The 16,834-nt window shown below is 55.1% G+C and carries 16 protein-coding genes; 12 read left to right on the top strand and 4 right to left on the bottom strand.

The features are described from left to right. The first annotated feature begins 22 nt into the window (after positions 1 to 22). The 3 genes from CA54_RS17800 to CA54_RS17790 all read left to right on the top strand — a co-directional run bounded on the left by CA54_RS17800 (position 23) and on the right by CA54_RS17790 (position 3,794). Positions 23 to 298, top strand: a complete 276-nt coding sequence (locus CA54_RS17800) for a DUF2570 domain-containing protein (RefSeq protein WP_146372150.1) — start codon at positions 23 to 25, stop codon at positions 296 to 298. Positions 299 to 418: 120 nt separating this feature from the next. After that, positions 419 to 2,476, top strand: coding sequence for a serine/threonine protein kinase (locus tag CA54_RS17795; RefSeq protein WP_146372149.1), 2,058 nt, complete (start codon positions 419 to 421; stop codon positions 2,474 to 2,476). A gap of 1 nt (position 2,477) precedes the next feature. After that, positions 2,478 to 3,794, top strand: coding sequence for a hypothetical protein (locus CA54_RS17790; RefSeq protein ID WP_146372148.1), 1,317 nt, complete (start codon positions 2,478 to 2,480; stop codon positions 3,792 to 3,794). Positions 3,795 to 3,852: 58 nt separating this feature from the next. Here CA54_RS17790 and CA54_RS17785 read toward each other — a convergent pair whose 3' ends face one another. After that, positions 3,853 to 4,596, bottom strand: coding sequence for a hypothetical protein (locus CA54_RS17785; protein ID WP_146372147.1), 744 nt, complete (start codon positions 4,594 to 4,596; stop codon positions 3,853 to 3,855). A gap of 188 nt (positions 4,597 to 4,784) precedes the next feature. Continuing rightward, positions 4,785 to 5,600 (bottom strand): TIGR04283 family arsenosugar biosynthesis glycosyltransferase, encoded by an 816-nt coding sequence (locus CA54_RS17780; RefSeq protein ID WP_197532538.1) that lies wholly within the window; start codon positions 5,598 to 5,600, stop codon positions 4,785 to 4,787. Positions 5,601 to 5,802: 202 nt separating this feature from the next. Between CA54_RS17780 and larC the strand changes: the two genes are divergently transcribed. The 4 genes from larC to CA54_RS17760 all read left to right on the top strand — a co-directional run bounded on the left by larC (position 5,803) and on the right by CA54_RS17760 (position 10,637). Next, positions 5,803 to 7,080: a nickel pincer cofactor biosynthesis protein LarC gene (gene larC, locus CA54_RS17775; RefSeq protein ID WP_146372146.1), complete on the top strand. Its 1,278-nt coding sequence runs from the start codon at positions 5,803 to 5,805 to the stop codon at positions 7,078 to 7,080. Between the two features lie 103 nt (positions 7,081 to 7,183). Next, positions 7,184 to 7,552, top strand: a complete 369-nt coding sequence (locus CA54_RS17770; protein WP_146372145.1) for a hypothetical protein — start codon at positions 7,184 to 7,186, stop codon at positions 7,550 to 7,552. A 177-nt stretch (positions 7,553 to 7,729) separates the two neighbouring features. After that, positions 7,730 to 9,901 (top strand): Tex family protein, encoded by a 2,172-nt coding sequence (locus tag CA54_RS17765; RefSeq protein ID WP_146372144.1) that lies wholly within the window; start codon positions 7,730 to 7,732, stop codon positions 9,899 to 9,901. A 220-nt stretch (positions 9,902 to 10,121) separates the two neighbouring features. Continuing rightward, the gene (locus CA54_RS17760; RefSeq protein ID WP_146372143.1) at positions 10,122 to 10,637 is read left to right on the top strand and encodes a hypothetical protein; all 516 of its coding nucleotides are present in this window, start codon (positions 10,122 to 10,124) and stop codon (positions 10,635 to 10,637) included. Positions 10,638 to 10,819: 182 nt separating this feature from the next. On the opposite strand, the gene CA54_RS17755 is transcribed toward CA54_RS17760, so the two are convergent. Both CA54_RS17755 and CA54_RS17750 read right to left on the bottom strand, forming a co-directional pair. Beyond that, a complete protein-coding gene (locus CA54_RS17755; RefSeq protein ID WP_146372142.1) occupies positions 10,820 to 11,404 on the bottom strand; it encodes an ANTAR domain-containing response regulator in 585 nt (194 codons plus the stop codon). Next, positions 11,401 to 12,852: a hybrid sensor histidine kinase/response regulator gene (locus CA54_RS17750; RefSeq protein ID WP_146372141.1), complete on the bottom strand. Its 1,452-nt coding sequence runs from the start codon at positions 12,850 to 12,852 to the stop codon at positions 11,401 to 11,403. The genes CA54_RS17755 and CA54_RS17750 overlap by 4 nt, the downstream gene beginning before the upstream one ends. Positions 12,853 to 13,398: 546 nt before the next feature. On the opposite strand from CA54_RS17750, the gene CA54_RS17745 reads away from it, so the two are divergent. From CA54_RS17745 to CA54_RS17725, 5 genes are all read left to right on the top strand, one after another. Then, positions 13,399 to 13,701 carry a BON domain-containing protein gene (locus CA54_RS17745; protein ID WP_146372140.1) on the top strand — a complete coding sequence of 101 codons (303 nt, stop codon included), beginning with the start codon at positions 13,399 to 13,401 and terminating at the stop codon, positions 13,699 to 13,701. A 51-nt stretch (positions 13,702 to 13,752) separates the two neighbouring features. Next, entirely contained in the window at positions 13,753 to 14,310 is a 558-nt protein-coding gene (locus CA54_RS17740; RefSeq protein WP_146372139.1) for a hypothetical protein, read from the top strand. Positions 14,311 to 14,343: 33 nt separating this feature from the next. Further along, on the top strand, positions 14,344 to 14,616 hold the full coding sequence (locus CA54_RS17735; protein WP_146372138.1) for a hypothetical protein: 273 nt from the start codon (positions 14,344 to 14,346) through the stop codon (positions 14,614 to 14,616). Positions 14,617 to 14,784: 168 nt separating this feature from the next. Then, on the top strand, positions 14,785 to 15,543 hold the full coding sequence (locus CA54_RS17730; RefSeq protein WP_197532537.1) for a hypothetical protein: 759 nt from the start codon (positions 14,785 to 14,787) through the stop codon (positions 15,541 to 15,543). Positions 15,544 to 15,617: 74 nt separating this feature from the next. Continuing rightward, positions 15,618 to 16,832, top strand: a complete 1,215-nt coding sequence (locus CA54_RS17725; RefSeq protein WP_146372136.1) for a DUF6807 domain-containing protein — start codon at positions 15,618 to 15,620, stop codon at positions 16,830 to 16,832. Positions 16,833 to 16,834 lie beyond the last annotated feature (2 nt).

Below are 16,834 nucleotides of genomic sequence, written 5' to 3'. Positions count from 1 at the left end.
GTGGAGAACTGAGGAGAACAACATGGCGGATGACCGCCGTTCCGGGCCGGTGAGTCTGGGTTGCGGAACATTGATTGTGATTGGGCTGATTGTGCTCATCTTTAGCGGCGGCGGCAGAATTCAACAAATGAACGATGACCTTAGCAACATGCGAACGGACATCAATAACCTTCGGGCGGTCATCGAAAAGCAAAATCAAACCAGCGAAGACCAAACACGGGCCATCGAAAAACAAACACAGGAAATACGGGAATTCAAAAACGCAATGAGTCAGGAACAGAAAGTTCCGCAGCCGTGAATCATGCAACCAACCCGATGTGAATTCCGAACAACACCCCGATTTCTATAAAATAGGGACGACGACGTGCCCGGTACCCTAGCCAAAACATTACCCCACCAACCACAGGGCGGCAGAACCATGAAATTCACCTTTCAGCCGGAATCGAAGCCGCTGGACGGTTACACGATCAAACGCGCTATTGATCGTGGCGGCTTCGGCGAGGTCTACTACGCCCTGAGCGACTCCGGGAAGGAGGTCGCTTTGAAGCTGCTCCAGCGGAACATGGATGTTGAATTGCGGGGGATTCGCCAATGCATGAATCTCAAGCATACAAATCTGATGACGATCTTTGACATCAAAACCGACGCTGACGGCGACCATTGGGTCATCCTGGAATTCATGTCGGGGCAGACGTTGGAACAGGTGCTGGACAACCATCCGCAAGGCATGCCGATGCAGGAAGTCCTGCATTGGCTGGATGGGATTTCGGCCGGTGCGGCCTATTTGCACGACCGCGGCGTTGTGCATCGCGACCTCAAGCCGGCGAACCTGTTTATCGACGCGGGCGTGATTAAAATTGGCGACATCGGGCTCTCCAAATACATTACTCCCAGCCGGCGGAGCGGACATACCGAAAGCGTGGGAACGGTGCACTATATGGCGCCGGAAGTCGCCCACGGACGTTACGGCAATGAGTTGGATGTCTACAGCACAGCTGTGATGGTCTATGAGATGATCACCGGCACAGTCCCCTTCGACGGGGAGAGCACCGGCGAGATCATCATGAAGCATCTCACGGAAAAACCGGACCTCAGCAAATTGCCGGAAAAACTACGGCCGATTCTGGGGCGGGCTTTGGAGAAAGATCCCAAACAACGAACGCACAGCATCGCGCAATTCGCGCGGCTGGTTAAAGAAGCGGTCCTGGGGAACAACGGCGCCACGGTCAAACAGGCAACGGAAATTCCTGAGGATTCCTTCGTAGCCGCGGCGCCGGTGGAGCAAGCGGCTCCGCCCCAAAACGGTTCCCCAAATTCTGACCCCAAACGTCCCAGCCACGAACGGCATACGCAGGCATATCGCGGTGAAAAACAGCCGCATCGCAGTGATAAAGATGGTGGAGAATCGAACCACCGCATGTTTTGGATCCTGCTCGCCGTCGTCGCCGTGGTGGCCGCATTGGGTCCGGGCGTCATGTTTCGGTCATCGTTGGTGGTCGGGATCGTCGGCGGTATCGGTTATTTTCTGTATTGGTTGTTTTTCATTCCCTACAAGCCGGCGAAACTATCTCCTGAGAGCCAGGAGAAGTTACGAAAAGAAGCGGACAGCCTGTTCGACGACCTAGCTGAACAGCAACGGCCAGCTGTCGCGGACGTGCCGCCAGTCATCCAGCCAGCCGCACATCGGCAGCCGGCACCACAAGTGGTTCCGGTGAAAAAAGGCAAGACGTGGCTGCGTCACAAATCGTCGGCGCTCACACCGCTCACGATTCGTCCGGTGAATATGCGAGACCGCTTGGCCTCCGCAGCGCAATCGATGACCATGGCGGTGATTTTCTCGCTGCCGATCGTTGGTGTGATTACCTTTCTGTTGCCGGACCTGCAGGATCCGGCACGGGCAGGGCTATTTGGGTTCATGACCATTATCGCCTCGTGGTTGGTGTTGTTGCCGTCGAAGATGTGGGAAGGGACCGCCACCGAACCGACGATCCGCCGGTTGGTCTTGCTCAGTGCGGGGGTTGTCGTCGGGGTGTTGGCCTATGGTCTCGATCAGACCTTGATGGTTGATGTGCCCAATATCACGCATGAAGTTGACGCCGACGATGCCATGTTCACCAAAGTGGGCGATCAGCCGTTACTGACCAAGAATGAAGCGATTCTTCAGTCGCAACCGGGGATTGCTTACTCCAACCCACGCTGGGTCAAGTTCCAGCCGACGTTGGCGGGATATGTGGTCTTTTTCGCCGCCCTGTTCGGCATCCGTCGTTGGTGGTGGCATGCCGATGCATTTCGGCCGAAACGGTTTCGCGTTAGCTCGCTGTTGCTGACAGGATTGGTGGGATTTCTGATTACAACCATCTTCGCATTCCCGCACGGTTGGGCAGCTTTGTGGGCGGTGGCGATCTCAGCCGTCGTGCAGCTCGCCGCGACCTGGGCGCCACCGAATGTTCGTCCGGCAATGATGGAGGACAACTAAGATGAGCCCTAAAACAACAATATTATTTCCCGGTGCATTATTGGTGCTGTTGGTCATCGGCGGGATCTGCCTCTGGGGTCTTAGCGCATTGTTTCGCAGGTTTGGGATCGGCAAAACGCTGCTTGCGGCGGTGTTGTTACTTCCAGCGATTGCGGTGGGAACTATCCTCTTGTCGCTGGTCTCTTACCGAAGTCAGGGTGTGAATGTGCAGATGGCACACGAATCGCAGCAGCGCGCCATTTTGCAACAACACGAAGCAATCCAAGCACAGCACCGGGCGATCCAGGAACATGCTGAGCAATTGCGATACACAGCGGACGCGAGCATTGAGCATACCCATCGCATGGTCGAGAGACATGCCGAATCATTGGCTAGTCCTCCATCGGAACAGGTTCAGCCTCTGCTCGAACCACAACCGAACACTGCTGCACAAAATCACTCGGCATCAACATCGGTTCATGTAGGCACGAATCACATACAAAGGAATCACGACTGGATGTTTCTAGCAACCTTAGCTGTGGTAGCCATGCTGGTCTTGTCGGGGATGATTGGGACGTCTGTGTACCTAGCGGCACAGGGAGGGACGTTGCAATGGGGGGCAGTCGGTTCGAAGTTACTATCGATCGCGTGGGTAGTTCCCATCCTGGTGATAGCGGCGATTCCAATGTATATGATTGCGAATAAGCTTGTGGGCTGGACGTTTCCGGATTTCGCATCGCAAACCGTCACGGTGGGCATTTTGACTTTGGAGGACGTCGATCACCATGCGACAACCGGAGACTTGCCCGATTGGGTACAGGCTCCGCAGCAGAATGATGGCCAAACCCGCGTGGTGGTCGTGAGCAGCAATTTCAGTCCGGCGGTCGATGCTTCGGATACAGACCGTGCCATTAGCATTGCCCAAAACGAGGTCTACGAAGAAGCGGCTCAGCAGATACGCGCTTACTTTGGTGAGACTTACCCGGTGCAAAACAATTGGCCGATCCCCGATGAAATCGTTCGCCGCGCCATGGGCAAAGTCCATCTGCTAGAGAAAGACGTTGATGGTGGCGGCAAAGTCTATCGGCGGTTCGCTCAGGTGAATTTGACACCCGGCATTCGCCAACGACTGCTACCGCAATGGAAAACGGCGACCACGCAGAACCGTCTCTGGACGCTCTGCGCCGGCTTGGGACTCTTAACGTTATTGCTGGGAACAACCGCCGGCTATCTGCGATTAGATCGCATGACCGACGGGGCCTACCGCGGCCGTTTGAAACTGGCATCACTTTCAGTGATTACCGCTGTCGCATTGGTCACTGGCATGTTTGTCAGCTAAACATCAGCATGGCAACATCCGCATCAAAAGCTCCCATTCAGTGTGCCTCGTCCAACCGCTACGGCGTCTGCTCAGTGGGCGGTTGACGCAAGTGAAGTGCGTGCTTGTCGAGGTAATTGCAGACCGCATCCAATGCTCCTTTAGCCAAGCTGGCTTCGGCTTCGGTGCAGGAGTATTGTTTTTTTAGCTCCACATCGGAATGGATGATATTGCGGTATTCACGCAGCGTGACATCAATGGCATTGGCACGGTCCCTGGGCAGAATATCGACGTCCGCAGCAACATTGATCAGCTGATACATCGTCCATTGCCCTTTTTCGATCCGTTTGGTCTTGGGGGCTTTGGAGCTGGCTTTTGCCAATTCGATCACTTCATCCGATGCCGTCAATTGGTCCACCAGAATCGCTTCCAAAATACTACCGGCCAAAACGACGGTGCTTTTCCAAGCTCCAGCCGGAAATAAGATCAGCGAAAGTTCGCGATAGTCGCGTTTAATGATCCGTCGCAGTTCGCTGGATTCGATAAAGTCAAACGCCCGCACCTGAGCGCTACTGCCGATTCCGGCATAGTGATCCAGTACGTGCAAGAGGTCATCCATGTTTGGCAAACCGGACTGGTGCAGATGATTGTCATCGTAGCCACGGATATTCATCCGTAAGATGATAAAGTCATACTGCACATCGGGAAGAAAATCCCGCGGATCGAGGCGATCCAATTCCTCGGCAAGGACTTTGACCAGGGCTGTTCGATTGGCGCGTGCGGAACTCACTGCGACGGCTAGTTTCCGAATGTATCCGACCATGAGCGACTTTCTGAGGAGGGGAGTGCGGCGCAGATCCATCTCGCAAAGAGCGGATTGTCGAGCCAAACAATCTGGCCGTGTTTTTAGGGATCACCGGCCATCGACACAATAGCAATTGACACGAACAGTAGAAAAAAAAGTTCCTACGCTTTTGTCAATCTCGAAGTTAATGTCGATCGATCTGGAAATCAACGCTGGTTGTCGTAAAATGCCACAAGGCGTTCGGGGGCGACGCCGCATTGCGCCAAAGTGACCAGCATCCAATTTGTCAAAGTCTGCCGCACCACGCCACGTTGTTGCCAACGCCGCGCGGACACATGGACTTTTTCTTCAAGCAGCACAAACCGGCCTTCGAGTCGTAATTGTTTCATCAAAAACAAATCCTCCATCAGCTTCAATGGGGGAAACCCTCCCAACCGCCGAAACACGTCGGCCTTGACGAAAATTCCTTGGTCGCCGTAAGCCAACCGCAGGAAGCGAACCCGCAGCGCATTCCCCCACTCCAACGCACGATACTGCCCTCCGACGGCATCGACGTGCTGGCGGAAACATCCCCCCACGCAATCCGGCGCCGCACACGCGGCACGGGCCGCATCGAGGCATCCCGGTTCCAAGCGGCAATCGGCATGCAAAAATAACAAGATTTCCCCCGTTGCCACAGCAGCGCCGGCATTTTGCTGCCCCCCCCGCCCCGGATCGACACTGAGTACAATATCCGCGGCCGCCGACTTCGCTAACGTGTCGTCACTGCTGCCCCCATCGACAACGATCGTCTGCACCTCCCCGACATCCTGCGTCGATTGCAACGCCGCCTCAATATTGGCAGCTTCGTTGAGCGTGGGGATAATGACAGAAATTTGCACGGGATACGCGGGCTTTAAGCTTAGAGGGTTTTGCTGGCAATCATGCGCAACGTGCCGACCATTGTTGCCGCCCACGACATACGTCGTCAATTCAGCGCGCAGCTTAGCAACGGCGGTCTTACCTAAATAGAGGGAGCCCAAAATCCCCTCAAGCCTGTCCCTTCACGCCTCAAACCATCGGTCAAATTATGCATCTCAGAACGAACCGACCGGGCCGTTGCTAGCACAATGGTATGTGGTTGCGTTAGGATGCGTTGTTGCTACGGCGCCGGGGAGTTCCTGGTAGTATTTAGGTCCGCAGTTCCTAAGTAACGGATGCGGTGCATTAGAGAAAGATATCAACGTGCGTGTTGCGTATTTGGATTGCTCGACTGGGATTAGCGGCGATATGACGCTCGGTGCGTTGTTGGATGCTGGTGTGGATGAAGCGGCGATTCGCGCGGGAATCGCCTCGTTGGACTTGCCCGATGTGCGACTGGAAATCAACGAGGTGATGAAGGGCGACTTTCGCGCCAAGCATGTCCGCGTCGTGCATCCCGAACAACACGCGCATCGTCATCTGTCGGACATTGTGACGTTGATCGATAACGCATCGGCCCTCACCGAGCCGCAACGAGCGTTGGCGAAACGTATTTTTCACGATGTGGCGGCTGCGGAGGCCAAAGTGCATGGCGCAACGGTCGAACAAGTCCACTTTCACGAAGTGGGCGCGATTGATTCGATCGTCGACATCGTCGGCGCCGCGATTGGGTTCGATCTGCTCGGTGCGGATCGCGTGGTCAGCAGTCCGCTGCCGACCGGACGCGGACAAATTCGCATTGCCCACGGAATCTGTACGGTCCCCGCGCCGGGGACGGCGGAGTTGCTCAAAGGGATTCCGCTGGTGGATGTGCCGATCGAAGCGGAATTGACCACCCCCACCGGGGCGGCGATTGTCGCGAATGTCGTTGATCATTTCGGTGCGTTGCCGGAGATGCAAATCGAAAGCGTGGGCTACGGAGCCGGCACCAAGGATTTTCCCGAGCGGGCCAATCTGTTGCGGCTCTTTGTCGGCATGGCAACCGCTACGCCGGATGTGGATTACGTTTCGATTTTGGAAACGAACCTGGACGACGTCTCCGGTGAGGTGATTGGTTATACCAAGCAAAAATTATTCGATGCCGGCGCGTTGGATGTCTATTCTACGCCGGTGCAAATGAAAAAAGACCGCCCCGCAGTCGTGTTGAGCGTGATTTGCCGCCCGGCGGACCGCGACGCACTGGAATCGATCCTCTTCGCTGAAACCGGGACGTTTGGCATCCGGCATCATGTACTGGAACGTTCCAAGCGTGCCCGCGAGCTGCATGAAGTCACCACGATTTGGGGAACGGTCCGGGGAAAGATAGGCTGGCGGCATGGCGAACCGGCGATCTTTACGCCGGAATTTGATTCGTGTGCCAAAATCGCGGAACAGAATGGGGTGGCACTGCGGGATGTGTATCGCGCAGCTGAAAGCGCGTATCAACCACAGACGCCCGCTTCGCCGGCGACGGGCAAACAAGATCACGCGCATGACCATTCGCATAGTCACGACCACAGTCATGATCACGACCACGGACATGATCATGGGCACGACCACTAACGAGCATCCGGCCTGCGGCTAGTTCGCAGGCGGAAGACGAACCGATCATGTGTGGTTCACGGAAAACAATCGGCCGACATTGCTGCCAACAGGAGGTTTGGTGATGCTTAGTAGCGGAGAAATGATTTTGGGCGGACTGATGCTGCTCGTCATGGCGTTTCTGCTGCGGCGAAGTTTTACACAGTCCAAGGCCAGTCGGGACCGCGACCCTCAGAAAGAGGCCCATGCGGATATCCACGCCGCCGAGTCGAGCTATGCAGCGGCGATCAATAAAATGGAATTGCGGGTGAATGACTATGCCCGCGAGGTGGAAGGTCGTATCGGCACACGGATTGCCGTACTCGACCGGTTGCTCGCCGAAGCGGAGACATCGATCAAACGATTGGAAGAACTCTCGCAGCAACGACCGACGGGTGAAGGGACCACCGGGCCGGAAGCGGCGGGGGGCGGGAGTGGTGCAGAGGAATCGTAAGTAACTCACCACGCGCGGTGGTGAATAGACGATTGCGCCGACACGGAGTTGTCGGGGGGACGAATTTGCCGATCGGATCAACAAAGCCGCAACACACAGGCGGTTGATTCGCAAGATGCGTCACGATTTAAGAGAATTGCGACGCCGGATAAACCAGTCGGAGTGGATGAACAGCCCATGTTAGAACTCGAAACTTCGGTTTTGGACAGGATCGCCCAGGAAGTGGGCGTGAAATCATCACAGGTGGCCGGCACCATCGAGTTGTTGGATGACGGAAATACCGTGCCGTTTATCACGCGTTATCGCAAAGAAAAGACGGGAAACCTGGATGAAGTGCAGATTCGCGACATCCAACAGCGCGTGAAGTCCCACCGACAATTGCGGGAACGGGCTGCGACGATTCTCAAGTCGATCGAATCGCAAGACAAACTCACGCCGCAATTGCAACAACAAATCGAAGCAGCTCAAACACTGGCCGAGTTGGAAGATTTGTACTTGCCCTACCGCCCCAAGAAACGAACCCGTGCCCAGATTGCCCGCGAACGTGGGTTGGAGCCGTTTGCCGAGCAACTGTGGAATGCGGACCCGGCGGTTGATTCGCCGCGTGCGGCCGCGGCTCAGCATGTGAACCCCGAACAGGAACTGGCCACAGTCGACAACGTCCTGCAGGGTGCATCCGACATTCTCGCGGAACGGATTGCCGAAGACGGGAGCGTCCGCGAATCCGCGCGCCGCGTCGCCTTGAAGACTGGCCGGTTAAAAATCGCAGCGGCCGGCAAAGAAGCGGACGATTCGTTTCGCGACTATTTTGACTACTCCGAAGCGGTCAGTAAGATTCCTCCGCACCGCGTGTTGGCAATCAACCGCGGCGAATCCGAATCGGCACTGCGTGTGAAATTTGTCTGGGACGGCGACGCGGCCCAGGCGAAAACAGTCCGTCTGCTGAAATTGAACGAACATCGTTTCGCGCTGTTTATGATGGACGTGTCGGCCGATGCGCTATCGCGATTGATTCTGCCATCGTTGGAACGGGAGCTTCGTCGCGATTTGACGCAGCGCGCCGAGCAACATGCCATTGATGTCTTCGCCCGAAATCTGCGAAACCTGTTGCTGCAGCCGCCGGTTCGCGGCCAACGGGTCCTGGCGATTGATCCTGGATTTCGTACCGGCTGCAAAATCGCGGTCTTGGATGAAACCGGCAACTGTGTGGCGACAGACGTGGTGTACATCACCGGATCACAGTCAAAGAAGTCCGCCGCCCGCGAAAAGTTAGCACAGTTGGTCGCAGAGCACAGTTGTCATCTGATTGCCATCGGCAACGGCACTGCTTGCCGCGAAACCGAAGAGATCGCCGCGGAATTGATTGCCGAATCGCATGCGGATTTGCGGTATGTGATTGTGAATGAAGCGGGCGCTAGTATTTATTCGGCCAGCGACGCCGGTCGCGAAGAATTTCCCGACTACGACGCAACGACACGCGGCACCATCTCCATCGGACGCCGCTTGCAGGACCCGTTGAGCGAATTGGTAAAGATCGAACCACAGCATATCGGTGTGGGCATGTATCAACACGACGTCAGTCCCAAATCGCTCAAAGAATCGTTGGACGATGTCATCGAGTCCTGCGTGAATTATGTCGGCGTGGATCTCAACACATCTGGCACGGCGCTGTTGAGCCATGTTTCGGGACTCAATCGACGGACGGCGGCCAATATCGTCAGTTGGCGGAACGAACATGGGTCGTTTCGCACGCGGCAGCAACTGCTGGAGGTCGCCGGTTTGGGACAGGCGACCTATACGCAAGCGGCGGGCTTTTTGAAAATCACCAGTGGTGATGAACCGTTGGATGCGACTTGGATTCATCCGGAAAGTTATCCGACAACGCGGCGCTTATTGGAACGCTTTGAACTGCCCTCGGAAAAGGTGACGCGCGATGAAACCGTTCGAGAGACATTGCAGCAGCGGGTTGCCGAATTAGACCGCCCGTCATTAGCCCAGGAATTCGAAATCGGCTTGCCGACATTGACCGATATTCTAGACGCGCTGGTCCGCCCCGGACGGGATCCCCGGGCCGATTTGCCCGCGCCGGTTTTCAAAAGCGATATCCTCAAGCTCGAAGACCTGCAACCGGGAATGACGCTGCAAGGAACGGTGCTGAACGTGGTGGACTTTGGGGCGTTTGTCGACATTGGCCTGAAGGACAGCGGCCTGGTCCACATCAGCAAACTGGCCGATCAATACGTCAAAAACCCGCACGATATCGTCGCTGTGGGGGACGTGGTCACGGTCCGCGTTGAGGATATCGACCCAGTTCGTCGTCGTGTTTCGCTCACCATGCGCAGCGCGTGAATTCTCAGTCCTCTCCAAACTCGCCGCAAATGTTTGTGCCCATGGGGTGCGTTGCGCGACAGCGGTGACTAAAATGTCCCACCGAGCGACTGGAGAATTCCCCTGGTGCCCAAACAAGGCCGGGAATGACCGGCAGACGGCAGTTCGCATTGGAACGGTCAAACGACTGGGATCAAACAAAACTTTTTGAATCGTAAGCAGCAGGAAAAGAGGCACGACCATGAAATGGCCCGTATTTTTCGCATTGGCAACTGCGGTCTGTTGGGGGATGTATGGCCCCGCATTGGGGAAATCGCGAGCGGCACTGCACAGCCCGTTTACACCGTACGTGGCGATTGGCCTAGCCTATTTATTCTGGGGCGTCGGCGGGGGCGTGCTGGGAATGATGTATAACGGGGACACCTTTTCATTGTCCGGTCCCGGTGGCATGTGGGGCTTAATCGCCGGAACACTGGGAGCCTGGGGCGCCTTTACGTTGACGTTGGCGATGTATAGCGGTGGTATGGCAATGCCCAATATCGTGATGCCGGTCGTATTTGGCGGAGCAGTGACCGTCTCGGCCTTGGTATCGCTCTATAGTGTGGGGGACAAAATCCCTATTAATCCAATGCTGTACGTCGGGGTCGTGGGGATGTTCATCTGCATCGTAATCGTGGCCTACTTCACCCCCCATGCCGCTCCGCATGGCAAACCCCCAGTCTCAGATTCAGTCGAAGTGTCGGCGGAAAGCGAATAATCGCCCCGTCTCATCGGTTAAGAATAAAACAGCCACGGATGAAACACGGAAACTCATTGTGAGTCTCCGGCTGATCCGACATATAAGCGCTCTGAGTTCCCTCCGACGTTCAGCATGGCAACGGATCTCTTTTATCCGTGTCTGTTCCGTGTGAATCCGTGGCTAATTGTCTTTTGAAACCCTCAACTCATCGCTTCCTCAGCAGTGACGATCATTTGAGCGATGTCGATCAGTTTTTGGTTTTTATCGTTCGACAGTTTCTGCAACCGCCGAAACGCGTCCGGTTCGTCGAGGCCGGCGCGTTTCATCAATACGCCTTTGGCGCGTTCGATCACTTTGCGGTCCTCCAAGGCTTGTCGCAAGTCCGCCGCTTGTTGATGCAAGGCTTGGAATTCTTGAAATCGGCGCATGGCCAGCGCAATGGCCGTTTCTAGGTCCGCTTGTTTGATCGGTTTGACCAAATAGGCCAACACGTGATCCTGCAATGCCCGCTGAATCAATTCGGGTTCATGAAACGCTGAGACCAAAATCACCGGCACGGGAAAATGTTCGCGAATCCGCGTGGCCGCCTCAATCCCATCCATGTCCGGCATTTTGATGTCAGTGATCGCCAAGTCGGGGCTGGTGGATTTGCAGAGTTCCACCAGTTCTAAGCCGTTTTGGGCGGTCCCCACCACTTCGTGGCCCAGTGCGGAGAGCGTGTCTTGGAAATATTCTCGCATTTCCGGTTCATCATCGGCGACGGCTATTTTCAACATGCGTGTCATGATTGACTCCTAGGTAATATGATCGTGATACACGCCCCGTTCGGCGGTCGGTTTTCGGCTTCAATCAATCCGCCATGTGCGACAATGATGCGCTTGCAGATCGCCATCCCCAAACCGGTGCCGCGTGTTTTGGTTGTGTAAAATTCATGAAAAATCTGCTGTTGTGTATCGGCCGTCAGTCCCGGGCCGTTGTCGCAGATACAGATTCGCACCGCGGGTTGGCCGACAAAGTCGGTCTCCCCATATTCTACCTTGATCCGGGGTGCTTCGGTGGTAGCGGCGATGGCATTTTCGAGGATGTTGCGAAAAACCAGCCGTAGTCCGAATTTATCCCCCTGGCAATACGGATCATCGCCGGTTTCAGTCAATGAGGCATTGCGACCTTCGCGGGCCAATGCCAAATCGTGCCAGGCGTGTCGTACGATATCAGAAATCGCCGTATGTTCTGGATTCACGCGAATCGGAGCGGCGTATTCCCGTACATCCTCATACAACTGGTGCAGGTCGTCTTGTGCGCGTTGAATGCGTTTGATGAGCATGGTCGCTTCGGGTTGCTTTTTGATGCGCCGCGCCAACATTTCCAGTCCGGCTTGGCTGCGCTGCAGCGCGTTACGGCTTTCATGGGCCAGCGCAGCCATCGCCTGGCCGATCCCTGCCAACCGCTCGGATTGCAGCAACCTTTCTTCGGCCTGTTTGATCGCAGTGATGTCGCGGACCATGCCGGTGAATAGGCGCCGATCCTCTAGTTGAACTTCGCTGACCGACAGATGGATGGGAAATGTGGTGCCGTCTCGGCGTTGAGCGACCACCTCGCGTCCCGTACCGATGATCTTGCGAATTCCTGTACGCCGGAAGTTGCTGAGGTAGAGATGGTGCTCCGATGAATAAGGATCGGGCATCATTTCGCTGATATTCATGCCTGATGCTTCGTCGGCCGTATAGCCAAACATGTTTTCAGCGGCGGGATTAAACGACTCGATCACACCTGTCTCGTCGATCGTAATAATGCCTTCGATGGCCGAATTGACAACGGCCTGCATACGGACATATTGATCGCGAAGCTCCGACTTGGCGCGTTGGTGTTCAACGATACTCACAAGATCGGCGAGTAGAACGCCGGGGTTAATCGGCTTGAGGAGATAATTGGCCGCCCCTAAACGCATAGCGACGACGGCACCATCAACGGAGTCGGTTACGTAAATTATGGCAGCCTCTGGCGCCAATCGTTGAATGCCAGGGATCAGTTGTTCGACGGAACAGTCCGGGACTCCCTGGTCGAGAATCACGACCGAAATTTTTTCACGTCGTGTTTTCTCAAGTGCTTCAGTTGCCGTTGCGGCGGTGTCGATGAAATAGTGATCCTGCTCCAAAATCTCGCGCACATGTTCCCGTGCATTGGCATCGCCGTCGACGATCAAAATGCGGGATGGTTGCGGAGTATGCATCATCTCACTGTATCCCCAAAGGTAAACCTGCACAGGTCAAGTCCACCCTCGCGCCGATCCTGAGCGCAGTCCCCGGCTGCGACCAAGGACGTTTGTTTGAACCACGAAAAAAGCCCAAACGTCGCAAATATCTACGCGACGTCTAGGCTGTCATTGCCCGACCATCCGGTCAACCACGCCATGGGCCAACGGACGAAATAAAAAGTCGTGAAATGCTACGGCTGCGAAAGGTCGATTGCCCGCTCCGTTGGTCGCATCATTCCTCAGCGCATCATAACCTGACGGTACTTACGAGGAAAGTGGGGTGGCCGATTTCCCATGCACTTGCTGTGAGGGACAATAGAATAACGCTTGTGCAGTGATTGAAATCTTGACGAACTGCGCGGCATTGTATACATTAGCTCTGCCTCGACCTCCCATGACTGGGTGGCCGAGTTTGGTAGTGATTGCCTTTTCGCAGGGTCCAAGGACTGGCGGAAAGGTTTTTTTATGGACTGATCCGAATGTAAGCGGATCTTCAATATCGCTCAAAAAAGGGGAAATTGCGAGATGCCTGGTTTGGTACGGGAGGACAGGAACCAAAATCGATTGTCCCATCGGGATGCGGAAATTGAGGAGTCCGTGCTGGAGACTTTACGGACAACGTCTGTCTCATTTGGCGAATCCATCGCCTGCCGATGCCGAGATGGCAGGCTTGTCATGACAGGCACGCTCCCTTTGTATTATCTTAAGCAATTGGCCCAAGAGAGCGCGGGACAAGTCGAGGGAGTGCACGTCGTCATCAATCAAATCCAAGTCGATTTCGCCAAAAATTCCGGCCCTAGTAAACAATCAGAAGCTCGCCCCAAGTGAGGCGGATAATCAATTTTTAAACCACCATTCGCAAACAAGGAGTACAACACGATGACCGACTACTTCCGGAGACTGAATACCCCACGCCTCCTCACAGTCGCATTGACGCTGTCCGCAGTGTTCGGGACGGCTTGGGTGCTCAGTAGTCAACCGGATCAGGTCTCACACGCTGCCGAACCGGCTGTGCAGAAGGACGCAGGCAAAAAAGCCGCCAAGCCCAACATCCGGAAAATGACCCCGGTTCAGGTATTCATGCGGGCGAAGCTTGAGGACAACACAAAAATCCTCGAAGGGCTGATGACCAACCAATTTGACCAGATTGTCGAGGCAGCGGATCATCTGCTTTTGATGAGTACGGCGACTGAGTGGCACGTCATTCAAGGCCCAATTTATAAGCAACATAGCACAGAATTTCGCCGCGCCGTCGAGCGTCTCAAAATCGATGCGCAAAAGAAAAACTTGGATGCAGCAACTTTGGCCTATATGCACATGACTATGACCTGTGTGAGTTGTCATAAATTTGTCCGTGGCACACAACTTGCTGGTAAGGTTGAGATGCCGCCCCATTCACTTGTCTCAATGACCTCAAATCAAACCCAAAGTCCCTGACAATCCAATCAGCCGCTAGCACGAGGAAGGCCGATGATGCTGTTACTCCCTGCCGAAAAAATCGCCAAACGACTCCAAAGTCCACAGCCCAACCGGAGCCAGTCTTCCACCAAGGAAGAGATTGCTGAGTATCGCGACGAAGAGATCTCCAACTTGTCGGACAACAAATTGATCGCCGCCATTCGTGCCGCGCAGCTCCCGTACCTGAGTCAGCGATTCGAAGACCGCCTGGAGTACTGCGACCGGGACATCCTGGTGCGGCTCGTGCATTTGGCCCGCCACTGTTGTCGCAACCAAGGGCATTAGTCGCCAATTTGCCTCTGAGGCAACTTGTCCCTGTGGCATCTTGGCGGCCGGATGACTCGGTTGTCAGCGGCTGAGAATTGATGACGGCTCTGTGATAGAAGCGTTTGTTGTGTTAGCCTATGGGAACAACATCGCTTTATAATTTATAGTTCACAGGGCCGCCCAGTGATGCGATTACACATCATTTCTTGCGCATTCGCGATAATCACTGTCGCGACCTTTGGACGCACTTTGCATTGCGCCGAGTCGCAACGGAAAGCGCCACCGCAGTTCAAGACGCTGGTGAACGCGAGTGAAATCAATTTCGATTTCTACGATCCGTCGATTGAACCAGATCGGTTTCCCGGACGCGCTCTGTTTTCGATCGAAGTGCGGACTCGGTTTCTCTATGAGTACCAAGTTGTGAATCGCCGCACTCGACGCTACGTGATCATCCGGCCCAAAATTCAGCGAATCCACTGGAAGCTGAAGCACACGATCCGACTCCCCGAGTCCTACGATGCTCCGACGATGTGGGATTCGGTGTTGCTGTTGCACGAGTTGGATCACGTTGCCATTAGTAGCGACCCCCGCATGCGGATGTTGCTGGAACGGGCGTTCTTCTCGGTGAAACGGATCGAACACCCCATTACACAAGTGGGCGCTCTGGATGATGCGGCCATTCAGAAAATCATCAACGATGAGTTCATCAAACGCCGCGATGCCGTCATTGAATTAGCGACCAATAATTACAAACTGTTGGACAAAGTCTCAGCGCACGGTGCCCGGGATATTCCCGACCGCGATGCGTTTTTTCGTAAGCTCTATACCAAAGAGTCGCTGGATGAAGCGGGGTTTCCGTATTTGGGAGACGTCGTGGATTTGTTGAATGACGCGAAGTATGAAAAAGCCAAACTGCTGCATCATTCCAGCGCCGGAAAGCAGTGATTGCGTGTAAATGCGTGCGAATCGGCGTTTTATGGCGAGCAACGATAGGCTTCTGAAAACCGAAGGACCACTGCATGAACACCGTGCGAGTCTGTTTGCTTGCGGGCGTCTTGGTATGCGTTCCGCTGTTGGCCGTCGCTGAACCGGTTACGCTCAAGCTCCATGCGGGGAAACTGGACCGCGTGTCGACGCCGGTTTTTTGGGAATTGCCGGCAGCACTCCGCAAGGCGACTGGTTTCACGCTCTCTCGGGTAGAGGACGGGAAAAAAGTTCCAGTCCAAATCACACAGGATGATCCACCGCGAATCATGTGGATCCTCGGCGAAGAGTTGAAAGCCAGCCAGTCGCGACGCTATCGGCTGTCGCCTACGGCTGAGTCCCCCCCAGCACCTGCGGTGACGTGTCGGGACAACGGACGGCAATTGGTCGTGTCTGTCGGCGACAAACCGGTGCTGCACTACAACCATGCCGTCGTCCCCGCTCCCAATGCAAATGAAGCGTATTATGCCCGCAGCGGATACTTACACCCGCTGTATGCGCCGGACGGACAGATTCTCACTGATGACTTTGCCCCCGATCATCCGCATCAACATGGCGTGATGTTTGCCTGGACGAATACCACATTCGAGGGTCGCGACATCAACTTTTGGGACCAAAAATCCCAAGCGGCAAAAATCGAACACGCTGCAATCGGGGAGACCTTTGAAGGTCAGGTGGCCGGTGGATTTCGTGTGTTGCTCCTACATACCGATTTGACGGCTCCGGATGGCCAGAAACCGGTATTGGATGAGACGTGGGACGTTCGGATCTACAATGTGAGCGACGGTTTTCTCTTCGACGTCCATTCCACGCAACGCTGTGCCGGAGACAGCCCGCTGACGATCAATCAATATCACTACGGCGGAATGGCGATCCGCGGGCGTCGTGAATGGCTGAAGGCCGATGGCGCAGAATTTCTCACCAGCGCAGGCGAAACGCGGGCCAACGGCAATCATAGCCGGCCGGACTGGGTCACGATGTCCGGACAACTCGACGGGCGGTCGTATGACGTGACGATGTTCGCTAGCCCTAGCAATTTCCGCGCGCCGCAACCGGTGCGACTGCATCCTTCGAAACCTTATTTCGTCTTCGCCCCGTTGGTTTTGGGCGAGTTTCAAATTCGCCCCGGCAAGCCGTACGAATCGCGATTTCGTTTTCACATCGGTCAAGGAGCACTGAACGTGAAACGGACGCAACAACTTTGGCAGGATTATGCCGATCCGCCGCAAGTCACGCTCATAAATGACTAAGC

Origin of the sequence: Symmachiella macrocystis (genome assembly GCF_007860075.1) — a bacterium.
GTDB lineage: Bacteria > Planctomycetota > Planctomycetia > Planctomycetales > Planctomycetaceae > Symmachiella > Symmachiella macrocystis.
The sequence above is the reverse complement of the archived record's forward strand: the minus strand, read 5'-3'. Positions and strand labels throughout refer to the sequence as shown.